A 16,856-nucleotide genomic window follows, 5' to 3' on the forward strand; every position below is an offset into this window, starting at 1 on the left:
GAACCGCGGACCGGAGAACCGCGGACCGGAGAACCGCGGACCGGAGAACCGCGGACCGGAGAACCGCGGACCGGGCGGAACCGCGGACCGGAAGGGGCGGCCGGGCCGGGAGATCCGGCGCCGGGGAGGTCCGGCAGGCGGGTCCCGCGCGACGCGGGGCCCCGCCCGCCGGGCCGCCGCCGGCGCGGCATCCGAGGTTTTCCCATAGTTCGGAATGGATTGGCGGACGCCGGATAAAATCACTGCACTTATGCACGGTTACGAGGAACATGACCAGGCCAGATGGGTGCCGGAACCCCCCGGCAACCCGGAGCGAGGGCCGTTCGAGCGCGATCGGGCGCGGGTGCTGCACAGCGCGGGCCTGCGACGGCTGGCCGCCAAGACACAGGTGGTCGGGCCGGGCGAGACCCTCGGCAGCGGGCAGCACATCCCCCGCACCCGGCTGACCCACTCGCTGGAGTGCGCGCAGATCGGCCGGGAGATGGGGCAGGCGCTCGGCCGCGACCCCGACCTCATGGAGACCGCCTGCCTGGCCCACGACCTCGGCCACCCCCCGTTCGGGCACAACGGGGAGGCCGCGCTCGACGAGATCGCCGCCCCGTGCGGGGGGTTCGAGGGCAACGCGCAGAGCCTGCGCCTGCTGACCCGGCTGGAGGCCAAGGTCCTCACCGAGGACGGCCGCAGCGCCGGGCTCAACCTCACCCGGGCCTCCCTGGACGCCACGATCAAGTATCCCTGGACGCGCCGGACGAGCCCCAAGTACTGCGCCTACGACGAGGACCTGCCCGTCTTCACCTGGATCAGGGAAGGCGCCCCCGAGCGGCGGGTCAGCTTCGAGGCCCAGATCATGGACTGGGCCGACGACGTCGCCTACTCCGTGCACGACCTGGAGGACGCCCTGCACGCCGGGGACGTCGTGCTCGCGGCCCTGCGCGACCCCGCCGAGCGCCGCGAGGTGTGCGTGACCACCGCCTCCTGGTACGCCCCGGACGCCGACCCCGGCGAGCTGGAGCACGTCTTCGCCCGCCTGGTGGCCCGGCCGATCTGGCCCCGTCACTTCGACGGCTCCCTCGGCGACCTCGCCGCGCTCAAGGCCCTGACCAGCGAGCTCATCGGTCACCTGTGCCGGTCCGCGCAGGTCGCCACCCGCGAGGCGTACGGCCCGGCCGCGGGCCGCCACGAGGCCGCCCTCATCGTGCCGAGGGTCACCCGGCTGGAGTGCGCGGTGCTGAAGGGGCTCACCGCCCACTATGTGATGACCCGCGACGTCCACCACGCCAACCAGGCCAGGCAGCGCGAGCTCATCCGCGGGCTGGCCGACCTGATCATGCGGGGCGCCCCGGAGACGCTGGAACCCGCGCTGCGGGCGGCCTTCGTCAAGGCGGCCGACGACGCCGGGCGGCTGCGGGTGGTCGTCGACCAGGTCGCCTCGCTGTCGGACACCGCGGCCGTCACCTGGCACCGGCGCCTGGAGGACGGGGCCCGCTGACCGGCGCGGACCGCGGCCTCACCCGGCCACGCCGCCCGCTCACCCCGCACGGCCGGTCGCACAGGGCCGCACGGGGTCGCACGGCCGGCCGGTCGCACGGGGCGGGACGGCCGGGCCGTACGGAGGTCAGCCGCCGCTGAGCGTGCCCACCGTGATGTGCTTGTCGTCGGGCCGCGGCGGGCGCTCGGTGGGCTTGGACTTCGGCTTCGGCTTCGAGGCGCACAGGGTCGCGCACCTGGGCGTCGCGCCGGTCCGGTTCCTGACGGCCGTCATCTCGTCACGCGGGGACAGGGTGCGGTTGCCGTTCAGCCAGGCGTCCAGGTAGTTCCACGGGTTGACCATGCCGCGCCGTACCCACCAGAGCGAGGGGTCGGTCTTCCACGAGATCGCGAAGTAGAGGTTGCTGGCCGTGGAACGGGCGTTGCCCGAGTTGCCGACCTGGCCGAGGATCTGGCCGGCGGTCACCCGCCGGCCGGGGACGATCCCCGGGGCGACCCGCTCCAGGTGGCCGCCGAGGTAGCGCACGCCGTCGTCGCCGATGACGGTCACGAAGCGGCCCTCGCGGTCGGCGCCCCGGTCGGTGGAGGCCGACCACCGGTTCTTGACGTTGACCTCGTCGACCACGCCGTTCACCGGGGAGACGAACGAGCAGCCCTTGGCGGCCCAGACGGTGGTCTTGGGCAGTACGAGGAGCTGGCTCTGGTAGGTCACCCGGCATCCCTGGACGGGGAAGGAGTAGGTGAAGTTCGAGAGCCTGGGCGGCGGCACCTGCACCGGCTCGTCGGCCTTGGGACGCCGCACCGTCTGCGGCGGCACCCGGGGGACGGGCGTCCCCGTGGCCGCCGGCGCCGGGCTCCCGGTCGCCGTGGCGGCCGGGGTCCCAGGGCTCTCCGGGGTGGCCGTCGCCGTCGCGGCGACCGCCTGGGAAAGGGCGGCGGGCCGCGCGCTGACGCTCGTCACCCCGCCGGCCGAGCCGCAGGCCCCGGTGACGAGCACCGCGCCGGTCACGGCGGCCAGTCGTGCTTTGTGCCCCGATCGCATGATCTCCACCCGCGTAACCTATCGAGAAACAGCCCTTACATTTGTAACCGACCTCATTGCCCGTCATGACCGATTCGGGAAAGTCGGCCCCCTCGCGGCTCCCTCGCGGCCCTGCCGTGATCCCACCGGGGTCCCGTCGCGGTCCCATCACGGCCCCGCCGCGGCTCCGTCGCGGAGACGCCATGGAGACGCCCTCGGGGACGCCGTGGAGACGCCACGGGGACGCCCTCGGGGACGCCGACCTGTCGGGGCGCCCGACTAGACTCGCGGCGTGGCAGGCCGGATCAGTGACGACGACATCGCGCTCGTGCGTGAGCGCTCCCCGATCGCCGACATCGTGGGCGAGCACATCCAGCTCCGCAACGCGGGTGGCGGCAACCTGAAGGGGCTGTGCCCCTTCCATGACGAGAAGAGCCCGTCGTTCAACGTCACGCCCGCCCGCGGCTACTGGTACTGCTTCGGCTGCGGCGAGGGCGGCGACGCCATCACCTTCGTCCGGCGGCTGGAGCACCTGTCGTTCGCCGAGGCCGTCGAACGGCTGGCGAACCGCGCGGGCATCCAGCTCCGCTACGAGCAGGGGGGATACGTCCCCGGCCGGGAGCAGGGCGAGCGCAGCCGGCTGATCGAGGCACACCGGGCGGCGGCGGAGTTCTACGCCTCCAAGCTGGCCGCCCCCGAGGCGGCGGCCGGGCGCAGGTTCCTGTCGGAGCGCGGGTTCGAGCGGGCCGACGCCGAGCACTTCGGCGTGGGATACGCCCCCGCCGAGTGGGAGGCGCTCACCCGGCACCTGATGTCCCGCGGGTTCACCGCCGCCGAGCTGGTCAAGGGAGGGCTGGCCAAAGAGGGGCGCCGGGGCCCGATCGACCGGTTCCGCGGACGGCTCATCTGGCCGATCCGCGACATCACCGGCGACGTCATCGGCTTCGGCGCGCGCAAGCTCAACGACGCCGAGGACGGCCCGAAATACCTCAACACCCCCGAGAGCCCCCTCTACAAGAAGAGCGAGGTCCTGTACGGCGTCGACCTCGCCAAGCGGGAGATCTCCCGGCGGTCCCAGGCGGTGATCGTCGAGGGCTACACCGACGTGATGGCCTGCCATCTGTCGGGCGTGCCGACGGCGGTGGCGACCTGCGGCACCGCGTTCGGCGCCGAGCACATCAAGGTGCTGCGGCGGCTGCTGCTCGACCAGGCGGGCTCCCACGGTGAGGTGATCTTCACCTTCGACGGCGACGCGGCCGGCCAGAAGGCGGCGCTGCGGGCCTTCGCCGACGAGCAGAAGTTCGTCACCCAGACCTTCGTGGCCGTGCAGCCCGACGGCCTCGACCCGTGCGACCTGCGCACCGGGCACGGCGAGGCCGCGGTGCGCGAGCTGATCGCCTCCCGCGAGCCGCTGTTCGCGTTCGCGATCCGCAGCGTGATCTCCCGCTACGACGTGACGACCAACGAGGGCCGGCTGTCCGCCCTGGACGCCGCCGCGCCGATCGTGGCCGGCATCAAGGACCGTGCCCTGCGCCAGCTGTACGCCGTCGACCTCGACCGGTGGCTGGGCTTCAACAACGAGCGGTTCGTCATGGACCGCATCGCCGAGATCTCCGTCTCCGCCGACCGGCAGCAGCAGCGAGCCCAGCGGCCCGCCGGGCCGAGGAAGGTCGCCGACCTCACCGATCCGGCCGTGCGGACCGAGGCGGAGATCCTGAAGCTGGCCGTACAGCGTCCCGCGCTGCTCGGGCCCGGGTTCGACGCGGTCGGCACGGAGGCGTTCACGCTGCCCGAGCACGCCGCCCTGCACAAGCTCATCGTCGGCGCCGGGGGCGCGGCCGCCGCCGGACCGGGCGGCCGGGAGTGGGTCGACCGCCTGCTCGCCGGGGCGCCCGACGACCTGCGCGGTACGGTGACCCGCTTCGCCGTGGAGGAGCTGCGCGCCGGCGTGGGGATCGAGGAGCGCTACGCCTCGGCCATGCTGGCCGCCCTGGAGCTCATCTCGGTGTCCCGGGAGATCGAGCGGCTGAAGTCGCGGATGGAGCGGACCAACCCGGTCGAGGAGCAGCAGGAGTACAACCGTCTGTTCGGCGAGCTGGTCGCGATGGAGCAGCAGCGGCGCGTGCTGCGGGACCGCGCCGCGGGAAGCTGAAGCGTAATGGTCTTTGATTTCCATGCCGTCATTAGGTCAAACCCTAATGAGGTCTCGATTCGATAATGATCGCGGCCTTACCTTCGGTTACAAAAATGGGTCTGCCATTTTGACTGCCTAATACAGCAGACTGTCTCCCGTGGGTGCATCGGTGCTGCCAAGCGGGCCGCCAGCGGTAGACCAGGTGGCCGACCTCGTCGCAAAGGGAAGAGAGCGCGGAAGCGTCACGGTCGAGGACGTGGCCGCCGCTCTCGACAGATCCGAGCTGCCGTCCGACGCGCTCGAACGCGTCGTGCGCATGCTCGCCGAACAGGGAGTGGAGGTCCTCGAGCCCCAGGGCGACGAGGAGCCGAGCCGCCCGGATGAGGAGGACGTCGGCAAACGCGCGCCGACCAGCGATCTCGTCCGCATCTACCTGCGGGAGATCGGCCGGGTGCCGCTTCTCACCGCCGAGGAGGAGGTGGAGCTCGCCAAGTCGATCGAGGCCGGGTTGTTCGCCGAGGACAAGCTGACCAGTGCCGCCTCGCGTCTGGCCTTCCCGGAGTTCCGGGAGCTCGTCTGGGAGGGCAACCGTGCCAAGCAGCGCCTCATCGAGGCGAATCTGCGGCTCGTCGTCTCGATAGCCAAAAGATATGTCGGCCGCGGGATGCTGTTCCTGGACCTTATCCAGGAGGGCAACCTCGGACTCATCCGGGCGGTCGAGAAATTCGACTACACCAAGGGTTACAAGTTCTCCACGTACGCCACGTGGTGGATTCGCCAGGCGATCACACGGGCGATCGCCGACCAGGCGCGCACCATTCGTATTCCGGTGCACATGGTCGAGACGATCAACAAGCTCGTCCGGGTCCAGCGCCAGCTCCACCAGGACCTCGGCCGCGAGCCCGCGCCCGAGGAGATCGCGCTGGAGATGGACCTCCCGATCGAGCGGGTGATCGAGATCCAGCGCATCGCGCAGGAACCCGTCTCACTGCAGTCGCCGATCGGAGAGGAGGACTCCGACCTCGGAGACTTCATCGAGGACGCCGACGCCGTCGTGCCGATGGAGGCGGCCGCCTTCATCATGCTGCAGGACCAGCTCGACGACATCCTCGCGACGTTGTCCGAACGTGAGCAGCGCATCATCCAGTTGCGCTTCGGCCTGGCCGACGGCCACCCCCGCACACTGGAGGAGGTCGGCCGGGAGTTCGGCGTGACGCGGGAGCGGATCCGCCAGATCGAGTCCAAGACCCTGGCCAAGCTCCGCCATCCGACCCGCGCCCAGATGCTCCGCGACTACCTCGACTGAGCGTCCGGCGGGACATCCGTACGGCGAAGGCCCCGGGAGCGATCTCAGCTCCCCGGGGCCTTCGCCGTTCCCGCGGCCCTTCCCAGGGCGTTCCCGCAGCCGTTTCCAGGGCGTCCCGGCGCGGCCCCGGGCGTCCGGCGCGGCCCCGGGCGGCCCGTGCGGCCCCGGGCGTCCCGGCGCGGTCCCGGGGGCTCCCGGCGCGGCTTCGGGCGGCCCCGTGCGGCCCGGCCCGCCGGCGGCGGAGCAACGGGTCGGTAGCCGATCCGAACCTTGTTCTCCTCGTCGATGCGGGAGCAGACTGGGCGAATGGAAGCGCGGCCCGCGTTGGACAACGGCGCGCTCGGGCGTGAGGCGTGGTCCGTGCTCGGTGCGAACCGGACGGGCTCCTGCACCGTGCCCGCACCCGGCCTCTACCCGCACCAGTGGAACTGGGACACGGCCTTCGTCGCCGCGGGCCTGGCCCGCTGGGACACCCGCCGGGCCGGCGCGGAGCTGCTCGGCCTGATGGAGGGCCAGTGGCGCACCGGCATGGTGCCGCACATCGTCTTCCACCCCTCCCACGCCTCCCACGCCGAGACGTACTTCCCCGGCCCCGCCTTCTGGCGGTCACGGGACCACCCCGCCTCCCCGCGCCGGGTGCCCACCTCCGGACTGACCCAGCCGCCGTCGCAGGCCCTGGCCCTGTGGCGGGTGTGGCGGCACGCGACGGACCGCGACGAGGCCGCGGCGCTGGTCCGCCGGGTCCACCCGATGCTCGTCGCGCAGCACGACCACCTCGCCGCCACCCGGGACCTCGGCGGGGGAGGGCTGGCGGCGATCGTGCACCCCTGGGAGTCGGGGATGGACGACAGCCCCGTCTGGGACGCCCCGCTGGACGCGCTGCCGCCCCTGCACCCCGCCTACCGGGACCGGGAGCCGCGCGGTGAGCCCCACGGCGAGCCGCAGACCGGCCACCACGACCGCTACGTCTGGCTGGCCTCCCGCTACCGCGACTCCGGCTACGACCCCGCATACCTGCACGACCACCCCTTCGCGGTCGAGGATCCGATGTTCAACGGGATCTGGCTGGCCTCCTGTGAGGCGCTCGCCGAACTGGCGCCGGTGGCGGGGGCCGACCCCGCGCCGCAGCGGGAGGCGGCGGAGCGGATCCGCGCGGCGCTGCTGGAACGCCTCTGGTTCGACGGCCTCTTCCATGCCCGCGACCTGCGGTCCGGACGGCTCAGCCCGGTCTGCTCGGTCGGCTCCTTCGGCCCCCTGCTCGATCCGGGGCTGCCGTCCGACCGGGTGGACACGCTGGTGGGGGTGCTGGAGTCGCCCAGGTTCATGGGCGCCGCAGGATACCCGGTGCCGAGCTGCGAGATCCGCTCCCCGCAGTTCGACCGCTCCCGCTACTGGCGGGGACCGTCCTGGGTGATCACCAACTGGCTGCTGCTGCGGGCGGCCGACGCGCACGGCCGTACCGAGCTGGCCCGGTTGCTGGCCGCCGGGACCCTGCGCCTGGTACGGCAGGCGGGCTTCCGCGAGTGCTTCGACCCCTTCGACGGCAGCGGCCGGGGCAGCCGTGACTTCTCCGCCTCGGCCGCCCTCACCCTCGACCTGCTCGCGGATAACGTGGCCGTATGAAGCTCTTCAACCGCATGCCCGCCGAGGTCCGCGAGGCCGTCACACCGCCCGACCGGGTGCTCACCTACGCCGAGGGGCCGGACGGCCACGTCATCGCCACCGACCGGGCGCTCTACATCCGGGGGACCAGGCTGCCGTGGTTCCGGGTGGACCGGGGACTGTGGGACGAGGAGGGCCTGACGGTGGTCACCACGTCGGGCGAGGAGCACCGGGCGCTGCTGCCCGAGCCCGGTCGTGTCCCGGAGGCGGTGCGGGAGCGGGTGACCGCCTCGATCGTGGTGAGCCGGTACGCCCCGCTGGACGCGCGCGGGGGAGTGCGGCTGGTGGCCAGGAAGACCGACGACGACCGGACGGTCTGGGAGTTCGTCTTCGACAGTGGCATGGACCCCGACGACCCGGGCCTGCGGGCCCTGGCCGAGCAGGCGCTGGAGGAGGCCCGCCGCAGCTTCGGCGTCTGACGGCGGCCCGGGGGACTTCTGCTCCGGACACGACGAAGGCCCCCGGGAAAGGGGCCTTCGTCGTGCTCGTGCACCTCGCGGGTCAGTAGGGTCCGGCCGCGGCCTGGCTCTCCTTCTGCGGCCAGCCGGTGCCCGCTTCGTCGTGCTCACCGGTCTGCGAGCCGTTCTCGGACTGCAGGAAGGGGAGCTTGTTCTTGGCCACGTCGCCGACCTTGGTCCTGGCGATGTCGGTGGCCTTCGAAACACGCGCGCCGACCAGACCGGCGGCCTCCTGTACGGAGGGGTTGTCGGCCACCCGCTCGGCAATGCGCTTGATCTGCTCGTAGCGCTGCCGTCCGGCCCTGCTTCCCAGGACGTAGCCCACGGCGAGCCCTGCCCCGAACATCAGTCGATACATCTCAACCTCCACATCCGCGCTTCGCGAGAACCCCCTACCCATGGACGGGCGGTCCTCTCCGACCTACCCGCGAGCTTCGATGCGACACACACTCTCAGAGTGCGCTAATCTATTCCTGCGCCGAGAGGAGCGGGGAAAACCTCCCTCCGACCAGCGCAGAGAAACGATCCCGTGTAGCTCAATCGGCAGAGCAGCCGGCTGTTAACCGGCAGGTTATAGGTTCGAGTCCTATCGCGGGAGCCAACGAAGGCCCCGGGAGCCCCGCTCCCGGGGCCTTCCGCGTTCTCGCGCTCTCTTCCGGTATCAAGGTTCGGAAATCCAGCGTGGTGACGTGAAGGAGCCGCTGCGACGAGGTGGGGCTGCGTCCGGCGTTCGTCCACCACCCCGACGTCCTGGAGCGGTCACGCGGCCGGTGGCCCGTCCCGGAGGGGTGATCGGCCGGGCGGTAGGTTCTGTCACGTGCGTCTCCGCCCGGGAGACCCTCTCGCCCGGAACGGAAGGAAGACCATGTACGTCCCCGCCCACTTCGCTCCCGACGCCGACGCCGTACGCGACCTCCTGGCCGCTCCGGGTGCGGCGGACCTGGTCACCGTGACCCCGGCCGGGCTCCTCGCGACGTTCCTGCCCTTCGTGTACGAGCCGGACGCCGGTCCGCACGGGGCGCTGCTCGGTCACCTCGCCCGTAACAACGACCAGTGGCGGCAGCCCGCCGAGGGTGAGGCCCTGGTCATCGTCCGGGGGCCGGACGCCTATGTCACGCCCTCGTGGTACGCGTCGAAGGCCGAGCACGGGCGTGTGGTGCCGACCTGGAACTACGTCACCGCGCACGTCTACGGCCGGCTGGTCGTCCACGACGACCCGGTCTGGACGGAGTCGGTGGTCCGCAGGCTCACCGAGCTGCACGAGGCCGGGAACGATCCGGCCTGGTCGGTGGACGACGCCCCCGCGACGTTCGTCGCCGGTCAGCTGCGGGCCGTCGTCGGGGTCGAGGTGGTCATCAGCCGCGTCGAGGCGAAGTTCAAGCTCAGCCAGAACCGGCCGGGGCCGGATATCGACGGTGTCATCGCCGGGCTGGAGGAGCGGGGCGACGCCGGGAGCGCCGCCGCCGTACGCGCCGCCCGGCCCCGGTGACCGACCGGCGGGTGGTGTTGCGGGCCTGAGCAGAACATGATTCGGTGTTCTGGCCGGGCCCGTGCCCGGCGGCGGGAGGCGCGCTCCCCGGAGGGCGTTCCCCGCAGGCGTCTCCCGGGCCGGGAGGCGTTCCGGTGCGGACGGCCGGTGGAGGGGATGGGCGGGACATGGCGGATCCGGTGCTGTCGTCGATCGACGGGAGCGTGCTGACGCTGACGTTCAACCGGCCCGACCGCCTCAACGCGTGGACTCACGCGATGGGGCGCCGCTACTTCGACCTGCTCGCCGAGGCGGAGCGGGATCCGGCGGTCCGGGTGGTCGTCGTGACCGGCGCGGGCCGGGGCTTCTGCGCGGGCGCGGACTTCGAGGACCTCACCGCGGTCCTGGACGGCTCCCACCGCTGGGAGGGCGAGCCCGACCGGCGCTCCGTCACCCTCCCGGCCACGCTCGGCAAGCCCGTCATCGCCGCGGTCAACGGAGCCTGCGCCGGGCTCGGCATGGTCTGCGCACTCGCCTGCGACCTGGTCTTCACCGCGGACGAGGCGAAGTGGACCACCGCCTTCGCCCGGCGCGGCCTGATCGCCGAGTACGGCCTGTCCTGGATCCTGCCCCGGCTGGCCGGCCAGGCGCGGGCCATGGACCTGCTGCTGTCCGGCCGTACGTTCACCGGGGCCGAGGCGTACGGGATGGGGCTGGTCAGCCGCTCGGTGCCGGGGGAGGGCCTCATGGCGGAGACCGCGGCCTACGCCCGCGAGCTGGCGCTCCACAGCTCGCCGGCGTCGATGGCCGTGATGAAGCGCCAGATCCGGGGCGACTGGAACCGGAGCCTGGAGGAGGCCGAGGCCGACGCGGTCCGGCTGATGGCCGAGTCGTTCGGCCGCCCCGACGTCACCGAGGGTGTGGCGGCCTTCCTGGAGCGCCGCCCGCCCGCCTTCCCGCCGCTCCCGCCCTCAGGACACCCCTCATGACACCAGGGAGAGCCAGTGGGGCGCGGGGCCGAAGGGGGCGGTGCGGGCGGTGACGGCCTCCAGCAGCAGGTCCGCCGAGGCGCGGGCGTTGCCGATGACCTCGGGCGGGTAGGCGTAGCGGACCTGGTGCTCCTCGAACTCGTCCTCGTCGTCCAGGATGATCCGGCCGTCGCGCATGCGCAGCACGTCGAGGTCGAGGTCGACCATGGTCACCTCGCCGTCGCGCCACTCCGGCACGGTCGAGATGTCGCAGTAGATCTCCGCCTTGTACGGCTCGGCGTTGAAGCAGGCCGTCCACCAGGCGTCGCGGGGGAAGAGCATCACGAACGCGTGGTGCCAGGTGATGGGAGTCTCGGAGCCCCGGCGGGCGACGGTGCCGGTGGGGCAGCCGGTCCAGACGCCGTGCTCGTCCTCGCCGAGGAGCACGGCCGGGTGGTGCCAGTGCAGGGAGTCGTCGTACTTGCGGTAGACCACGTTCACGATCTCGGAGGGCATTCCCCGACCCTATGGGGCGGGCGGCCGTCCGTGCCTCCCGTTTCCGGCCGGGGCGCGGCTCCCGGCCGGTCGGCGCCCTCGCCCCGCCGTCCGGGATCCCTCCCGGGACGTTCCGTCCGTGCCCCCGTGGCCCGGGCGGTGGTGGACGCCGTACGGCCGGCGGGTGCGAGTTCGCGGGCCGTACGGCGTCCGGGGTTCCCGCGGGACGCCGCGCGGCCGGCTGCGGACGGCGTGAAGGCGCGGCGGGAGGTACCCCGCGGGCCGCCGTACGGGCCGGACACGGTGGCCGTACGGCGGAGCTCGGTGGTGGCGCCGCGTGGTGAGGCGCGGCCGGCGGGCCGTCAGACGGCTCGCAGGAAGGCTTCGATGTCGTCCTGCCAGGAGCGGAGGAAGGCGGTGTAGCCGCGGGCGAACTCCGCGAGCTCCCGGGCGGCCTCGTCGTCGAACGGGGTGAGGTCGTAGGTGACCGTCACCTCGCTGCCGTCCCCGTCCCCGTCCCCGTCCCCGTCGCGGGCCAGGGCGACCGTCACGGTCCCGGCGCGGTGGCCCGGGGTGACGCGGGCGTAGGAGATGCGGGAGTGCTCCTCGCGGGCGGTGACGACCCAGGTGGTCGTCACGCCGTCGGCGTCGGTCTCGAAGACGGTGCCGGGCACGGTGTCGTCCTCGACGGGCACCGGGAAGCGGGGTTTCCAGCCCTCCACCCAGTCCTGCTCGCCGCGCGCGGTGAACAGGCGGAACGCCCGGCTCGGCGGGAGGGGGACGGTGAGCGTGCCGGTGAGTCTCATCGCCCCTCCTCCAGCCGGTGAGCGTCGGCGGAGGTCAGGGTCAGCCCGTAGACGGCTCGGAGCTGCTCGATCTTCGCCATGGTCTCCTCGGAGAAGGGCGCCCTGCCCTCGAAGGAGTGCAGGACGATGCCCTCGACGAGGTCTCCGAGGGAGACGTCCAGGTATTCCGCGAGGCCCTTGAGGACCTTCAGCACGTTCTTCTCGACGCGCAGCCCGGTCTGGACCCGCTCAACTGTTACCATGTTACCAAGGTAACATAGATGGATCACTGGAGACGACGCGCTCCGGCGGCCGGGACGGCGGGGTAGATCTCCGGACGGGCCCAGCCGCGCTCGGCGTAGGCGAGGATCACCGAGTCCTGTACGGCCTGCACCCGGTCCTCGGCGACCAGCGCGATGGCCGACCCGCCGAACCCGCCGCCGGTCATCCGCGCCCCGCGCGCCCCGCCGCGGATCGCCGCCTCCACGGCCACGTCCAGTTCCGGGCAGGACACCTCGAACTGGTCGCGCAGCGACAGGTGGGAGGCGTTCAGCAGGGCGCCGATCTCCTGGACCGCCCCGGCCCGCAGCAGCCCGATCACCGCCTCCACCCGGTGGTTCTCGGTCACCACGTGCTGGGTGCGCCTGCGCTCGTCGCCGCTGAGCCGCCCGAGGGCGGCCGCCAGGTCGGTCACGTCGCGCAGCGCGGCCACGCCCAGGTGCCCGGCGGCGCTCTCGCAGTCGCGCCGGCGCCGGGCGTACTGGCCGTCGGCCAGCTCGTGGCGGACCCCGGTGTTGATGATCAGCAACCGCATGCCGTGCGCGGAGAGGTCGAACGGGACGTTCCTGCTCCCCAGACTCCGGCAGTCGAGGAAGAGCGCCCTGCCCTCCTCGGCGAGCGCGGAGGCGGCCTGGTCCATGATCCCGCAGGGCATGCCCACGAAGTCGTTCTCGGCCCGCTGCGCGACCCGGGCGACCTCCATCTTCGTCATGCCCAGGCCGTACAGGTCGTTGAGGGCGGTGCCGACGGCCACCTCCAGCGCCGCGCTGGACGACAGCCCCGCCCCCTGCGGGACGTCCCCGTCGATCACCAGGTCGGCGCCCCGCACCGGGTGCCCCGCCTCGCGCAGCGCCCAGAAAACCCCGACGGCGTAGCGGGCCCATCCCGCGGCCCGCCCCAGGTCCTCGACGGTCTCGACGGTCCCCGGCTCGGCCGCCTGGAGCGAGCGCAGCCGTACGACGTCGTCCTCACGCGGCGAGACCGCCGCGGTGATCCCCCACGGCACCGCGAACGGCAGGACGAGCCCGTCGTTGTAGTCGGTGTGCTCGCCGATCAGGTTGACCCGCCCCGGAGCGTGCCACACCCCCTGCGGCTCCGCACCGAAGGACTCACGAAAAGCATCAACAACGCGCATGGTCAAACACTCCTCAACAGGGTCCCTCCGTAGGGTAGCGAGTCCGGGACGCCCCATCGGCCTCCGAAGGCGGCGCGAAGGCGTTCGAAGCCGCCTGAAGCCGCTCGAAGCTCCTTGGAGCCCGCTCGAAGGCCCGTGAAGATCACAGCTTGAACGCGACCCGCTCGCCGGATGTGCGAACGGGCCCGACCTTTGGTTGAATGCCGCAGTACGGTACGCGCGCGAGGGGCGGTAGCTCAGCCGGTTAGAGCAGGGGACTCATAATCCCTGGGTCGCGGGTTCGAGTCCCGCCCGCCCTACCTCTCGCGGTCCACGGAGAAGTCCGCCCTGCCTGCGTCCAGCCAGGACTTGTCCGGAGGATCCCTTGCGGCTCCTGACCGAATGATCAGTGGGTGAGGCGGCGCCGGATCCTCGACTCACCGGGTGTCCCCGGCCGAGGCGCTCCTCGCCCGCAAGGCGATCATTCCGGTGGGCCGCCGAGTGCGGGTGCGAGGCCGACGAGCTTGGCGAGGAAACGATCGACCTGCTCCGCCAGCGGTGGCCATGGCAGGTCGGGCTGATTGACCCGCATCGACACGGCTCCGTGCACCGCCGCCCTCAGATCCAGTGAGACCGCGGCGGCATCGTCGGCCGGGGCGATTCCGGCATCGATGCACCGCTGCACCGCGGCGGTGGTGCGCTCGGCCGGCTCCTGGGCGCTCACCCGCCTGACCGAACTGGAACGGGCGCACGTCCTGCCCGCCCCCGCCGGCCAGGGTCACGAGGTGAACACCGGCGGCACGGGCAGCCCGATGCCCGAGTCGATGCGGCAGGCCGTGGCCGCCCTGGACGCGCCGTTCGGCGGCCCTCGCTTTACTTCGGAATGTGTTCCGAAGTATGGTGTGGTATGGCTGTGCCGACCGTTCCGTTCTCTGACCTGTCGAAGCATTCCAAGCAGGTCGCCGAGACCATCGATCAGTTCCATCGGGTCCACGTCAAACGCCGTGACGGGGAGGATCTGTTCATCTCCACGGCTCAGCACGACCGCCAGCGCGAGGAGACGGCGGATGTCGCAGCCCGCATGATCGCCGCCCTGCTGTCCAGCGATGAGGGTGTCCGCGTCATCTTGCACGCCCTGCCCGTGGTCTTTCCCTGGGGACGGCACCTGTCCGCGGATGAGAGGCGCGAGTTCGCGCAGGAACTCGTCGATGCCACGCGCGACGCGGTCGATCTGGACGTCCACGCCACCTTGCACCGAGTCATCGTCGAGTGGCGCGCCACCGCCCGTATCCTGGCTGACCCGGCGCTGACCGCGCAGCTCACCCGTCCACTGCCGGATGAGGACCATGGTGAGGTGACCACACCGTGAGCCCCAAGCGCGGTGACGCGGTAGCGCCGCCGTCGGTCGGTGACGAGTGGCATCTGCGTTTCGCCACCGGAGAGGCGGCCAAGGGCTGGATCGATCTGTGCGGTGAGGCGCCGGGCAACACCCGGCGGTGTTTCGAGGCGCTGCGTACGGATCCGTTGTCGCAGAAGGACCCGGACCGTCAGCACCGGCTGCGCGGTCGTCTCGCCTCCGGGACGCTGGGCGGCCGCGAGTATCCGCAATGGGAGTACGAGGTCACCGCGGGAGGGCGGGTGCGCTACCTCGTCGACGAGCCCCGGAGGACCGTTCATCTCGTCTATGCCTCACCCCGGCATCCTAAGGACACCGACGCCTGAAGCCGCTCGCAGGACTTACCACTCTGGACCCGCATGGCCTTCCAAGGTCGCCATTTACATGATTAATCATGATTGTTACCGTCGGTGGCGTGGAGATCATGATCACGACGGCGCGGGTCGAGGACGTTCCCGCGCTCGTCGCCTCGGCCGCCGCGCTCTTCCGGGAGGACGGCGGTAGGCGGGATCCGTTCATGGACGTGGACTGGCCGGCCCGGGACGGGGACGACTACTACCGGGGGATGGTGACGGGCGAGGGGAACCTGGCGCTGCTGGCCCGGTCCGGTTCGCCCGAGGGGCCGGTGGTCGGTCATCTCACCGCCCGGATGCGGGGCCGGGACGAACTCCGCCCGGACGCCGTCGTGGCCGAGCTGCTCAGCATGCGGGTGGACGAGGAGCATCGGGGGCGCGGCGTGGGGGCCCGGCTCGTCGAACGGTTCCTCGCGTGGGCCGGGGAGCGGGGCGCGAACCAGGCCGTCGTGTCCGCCTACGCGACCAACTCCGACGCCGTCCGTTTCTACCGGGCGCGCGGGTTCACCCCCGTGCACGTCTCGCTCCAGGCGGACCTCGGCACGTAGGGGCCTGTTCCCGGTGACCGGTGACCGGTGACCGTACGGGGCCGGCGAGGCTGCCGAAGACCGACGAGCCCAGGTGGTACGTGAACAGGTAGGGCGAGGCGGCCTGACCGGTGGACACTCCGCCGGGCGGGCGGGGCGCGGGGGTCACGCCGGCGATCTCGTTCGAGAGCCAGGACCTGGCCGCCATCGAGGACCTTGTCGCCGCCGGACCGGGCGTGGCGATCGTGCCTATGCGACCCGCCCGGCCCCCTGCCCCGAGGCGCCGCCGCCACCCGCCTCCGCGACCGCGTCACCGGCCTGCCGCGCAGGCAGCCGGAGGCCGGGCCGGCCCCCGGCGGGGTTCACCCCCGCCGGGTTCGTCAGAGCCAGCCGCGGGCGGCGGCCGCCGCGCCGGCCTGGAAGCGGGTCGTCACGCCGAGCCGTTCGACCACGGCGGCGATCTTGCGGGTGGCCGTCCGCGGGCTGACGCCCAGATGCCGGCCGATGGCCTCGTCCTTGAGACCGGTGTTCAGCAACCGCAGCACGAGCAGGTCCTCATCTGGCGGCCGCTCGTCCACCGTCGGCGGTACGCCCGTCAGCGGCCTGCCGCGTTCCCAGTAGACCTCGAACAGCTCGACGAGCGCGTCGAGCAGCCGGGAGGGGTGAAGCAGCGCGATGTTGTCGTAGACCCCGTCCACCAGTGGGAACAGACCGACTCTGCGGTCGGCGATGCGCAGCTTGAACGGCAGGCGCTCGACGAAGCGGGAGCGCTCGCCCTCCTCGGCCAGCCGTACCAGGGTCTCCAGGCGTCCCGGGCGGTACAGGGAGTCGGCGCAGTAGACCACGCGTATGTCCACGCCACGCGCCAGCAGGCTCCGGGTGTCCTTCAACTCCGACTCGTTGGTGTCCGACGTGTCGTCGGGGCGGCCCACGTAGGGCGGGCGGTCGAAGCCGAGCAGTTCGGTGCCGACCGTCCGCTGCACCTCGGTGACGACCCGCTTGACGGCCTCCTCTCCCACCAGGACCTCCACGACCCCGGCTGGACCGGCCTCCATCCGGCCCGAGTGGTAGAGCTGGGAGAAGTCCGAGACGACCGTCCTTACCGCGGCGAGCCGCGCCTCGGTCTCCAGCCGTCGCCGATCCACCAGCCACTCGATCGCCGCCTCCGGGGGCACCGCCTCGTACCGGCCGGGTCCACCGCGGCGCAGCAGCCCCGCGTCGGCCAGGCGAGCCAGCGCGGAACGCACCCGGGCCGGGCCGACGCCGAGTTCGGCGGCCATCTCCCCCGTCCGCCGGCCAGGCCGGCGCAGCAGCAACCGGTACACCCGTTCGTCGGAGTCCGTGACGCCCACGGCGCCGAGCACGGACCGATCGCCCACGAAGCACCTGCCGAAATGTCGTT

The 16,856-nt window shown here is 72.2% G+C and carries 18 protein-coding genes and 2 tRNA genes; 12 read left to right on the forward strand and 8 right to left on the reverse strand.

Annotated elements, in window-relative coordinates:
- Positions 1 to 250 precede the first annotated feature (250 nt).
- Entirely contained in the window at positions 251 to 1,489 is a 1,239-nt protein-coding gene (locus AB0D67_RS01120) for a deoxyguanosinetriphosphate triphosphohydrolase (RefSeq protein WP_362928484.1), read from the forward strand.
- A 126-nt stretch (positions 1,490 to 1,615) separates the two neighbouring features.
- On the opposite strand, the gene AB0D67_RS01125 is transcribed toward AB0D67_RS01120, so the two are convergent.
- Positions 1,616 to 2,530, reverse strand: coding sequence for a peptidoglycan DD-metalloendopeptidase family protein (locus tag AB0D67_RS01125; RefSeq protein WP_362928750.1), 915 nt, complete (start codon positions 2,528 to 2,530; stop codon positions 1,616 to 1,618).
- 271 nt (positions 2,531 to 2,801) lie between these two features.
- On the opposite strand from AB0D67_RS01125, the gene dnaG reads away from it, so the two are divergent.
- From dnaG to AB0D67_RS01145, 4 genes are all read left to right on the forward strand, one after another.
- Positions 2,802 to 4,661, forward strand: a complete 1,860-nt coding sequence (gene dnaG, locus AB0D67_RS01130) for a DNA primase (protein WP_362928486.1) — start codon at positions 2,802 to 2,804, stop codon at positions 4,659 to 4,661.
- Between the two features lie 151 nt (positions 4,662 to 4,812).
- The gene (rpoD, locus tag AB0D67_RS01135) at positions 4,813 to 5,949 is read left to right on the forward strand and encodes an RNA polymerase sigma factor RpoD (protein WP_362928752.1); all 1,137 of its coding nucleotides are present in this window, start codon (positions 4,813 to 4,815) and stop codon (positions 5,947 to 5,949) included.
- A 306-nt stretch (positions 5,950 to 6,255) separates the two neighbouring features.
- Entirely contained in the window at positions 6,256 to 7,572 is a 1,317-nt protein-coding gene (locus tag AB0D67_RS01140) for a hypothetical protein (protein ID WP_362928488.1), read from the forward strand.
- The gene (locus tag AB0D67_RS01145; protein ID WP_362928490.1) at positions 7,569 to 8,030 is read left to right on the forward strand and encodes a hypothetical protein; all 462 of its coding nucleotides are present in this window, start codon (positions 7,569 to 7,571) and stop codon (positions 8,028 to 8,030) included. Before AB0D67_RS01140 ends, AB0D67_RS01145 begins: the two co-directional genes overlap by 4 nt.
- Positions 8,031 to 8,112: 82 nt before the next feature.
- Here AB0D67_RS01145 and AB0D67_RS01150 read toward each other — a convergent pair whose 3' ends face one another.
- A complete protein-coding gene (locus AB0D67_RS01150) occupies positions 8,113 to 8,427 on the reverse strand; it encodes a YtxH domain-containing protein (protein WP_362928492.1) in 315 nt (104 codons plus the stop codon).
- A gap of 167 nt (positions 8,428 to 8,594) precedes the next feature.
- Between AB0D67_RS01150 and AB0D67_RS01155 the strand changes: the two genes are divergently transcribed.
- The 3 genes from AB0D67_RS01155 (at position 8,595) to AB0D67_RS01165 (ending at position 10,526) form a co-directional block, all read left to right on the forward strand.
- A tRNA-Asn gene (locus AB0D67_RS01155) sits at positions 8,595 to 8,670 on the forward strand.
- A gap of 264 nt (positions 8,671 to 8,934) precedes the next feature.
- Positions 8,935 to 9,558, forward strand: a complete 624-nt coding sequence (locus tag AB0D67_RS01160) for an FMN-binding negative transcriptional regulator (protein WP_362928494.1) — start codon at positions 8,935 to 8,937, stop codon at positions 9,556 to 9,558.
- A gap of 167 nt (positions 9,559 to 9,725) precedes the next feature.
- On the forward strand, positions 9,726 to 10,526 hold the full coding sequence (locus AB0D67_RS01165) for an enoyl-CoA hydratase-related protein (RefSeq protein WP_362928496.1): 801 nt from the start codon (positions 9,726 to 9,728) through the stop codon (positions 10,524 to 10,526).
- On the opposite strand, the gene AB0D67_RS01170 is transcribed toward AB0D67_RS01165, so the two are convergent.
- The 4 genes from AB0D67_RS01170 to galK all read right to left on the reverse strand — a co-directional run bounded on the left by AB0D67_RS01170 (position 10,521) and on the right by galK (position 13,199).
- Positions 10,521 to 11,021: a DUF402 domain-containing protein gene (locus AB0D67_RS01170; protein ID WP_362928498.1), complete on the reverse strand. Its 501-nt coding sequence runs from the start codon at positions 11,019 to 11,021 to the stop codon at positions 10,521 to 10,523. The two genes, AB0D67_RS01165 and AB0D67_RS01170, sit on opposite strands and share 6 nt — an antisense overlap.
- A 341-nt stretch (positions 11,022 to 11,362) precedes the next feature.
- Entirely contained in the window at positions 11,363 to 11,806 is a 444-nt protein-coding gene (locus tag AB0D67_RS01175; RefSeq protein ID WP_362928500.1) for an SRPBCC family protein, read from the reverse strand.
- Positions 11,803 to 12,048 carry a hypothetical protein gene (locus tag AB0D67_RS01180; RefSeq protein ID WP_362928502.1) on the reverse strand — a complete coding sequence of 82 codons (246 nt, stop codon included), beginning with the start codon at positions 12,046 to 12,048 and terminating at the stop codon, positions 11,803 to 11,805. The genes AB0D67_RS01175 and AB0D67_RS01180 overlap by 4 nt, the downstream gene beginning before the upstream one ends.
- A gap of 23 nt (positions 12,049 to 12,071) precedes the next feature.
- Positions 12,072 to 13,199, reverse strand: coding sequence for a galactokinase (gene galK / locus AB0D67_RS01185; protein WP_362928504.1), 1,128 nt, complete (start codon positions 13,197 to 13,199; stop codon positions 12,072 to 12,074).
- A gap of 225 nt (positions 13,200 to 13,424) precedes the next feature.
- On the opposite strand from galK, the gene AB0D67_RS01190 reads away from it, so the two are divergent.
- Positions 13,425 to 13,498 (forward strand) — tRNA-Ile (locus tag AB0D67_RS01190).
- A 161-nt stretch (positions 13,499 to 13,659) separates the two neighbouring features.
- Here AB0D67_RS01190 and AB0D67_RS01195 read toward each other — a convergent pair.
- Complete coding sequence (locus AB0D67_RS01195; RefSeq protein ID WP_362928506.1) at positions 13,660 to 13,902, reverse strand: WHG domain-containing protein; 243 nt, start codon at positions 13,900 to 13,902, stop codon at positions 13,660 to 13,662.
- Positions 13,903 to 14,085: 183 nt separating this feature from the next.
- On the opposite strand from AB0D67_RS01195, the gene AB0D67_RS01200 reads away from it, so the two are divergent.
- The 3 genes from AB0D67_RS01200 (at position 14,086) to AB0D67_RS01210 (ending at position 15,475) form a co-directional block, all read left to right on the forward strand.
- Positions 14,086 to 14,547, forward strand: coding sequence for a hypothetical protein (locus AB0D67_RS01200; protein ID WP_362928508.1), 462 nt, complete (start codon positions 14,086 to 14,088; stop codon positions 14,545 to 14,547).
- Positions 14,544 to 14,900: a hypothetical protein gene (locus AB0D67_RS01205; RefSeq protein WP_362928510.1), complete on the forward strand. Its 357-nt coding sequence runs from the start codon at positions 14,544 to 14,546 to the stop codon at positions 14,898 to 14,900. Before AB0D67_RS01200 ends, AB0D67_RS01205 begins: the two co-directional genes overlap by 4 nt.
- Positions 14,901 to 14,998: 98 nt before the next feature.
- Positions 14,999 to 15,475 carry a GNAT family N-acetyltransferase gene (locus tag AB0D67_RS01210; protein ID WP_362928754.1) on the forward strand — a complete coding sequence of 159 codons (477 nt, stop codon included), beginning with the start codon at positions 14,999 to 15,001 and terminating at the stop codon, positions 15,473 to 15,475.
- Positions 15,476 to 15,834: 359 nt separating this feature from the next.
- Here the strand turns inward: AB0D67_RS01210 and AB0D67_RS01215 are convergent, their stop codons facing one another.
- A complete protein-coding gene (locus tag AB0D67_RS01215; RefSeq protein WP_362928512.1) occupies positions 15,835 to 16,833 on the reverse strand; it encodes a helix-turn-helix domain-containing protein in 999 nt (332 codons plus the stop codon).
- Positions 16,834 to 16,856 lie beyond the last annotated feature (23 nt).

Source organism: Streptosporangium sp. NPDC048047 (genome assembly GCF_040653115.1).
Classification (GTDB): Bacteria; Actinomycetota; Actinomycetes; order Streptosporangiales; family Streptosporangiaceae; genus Streptosporangium.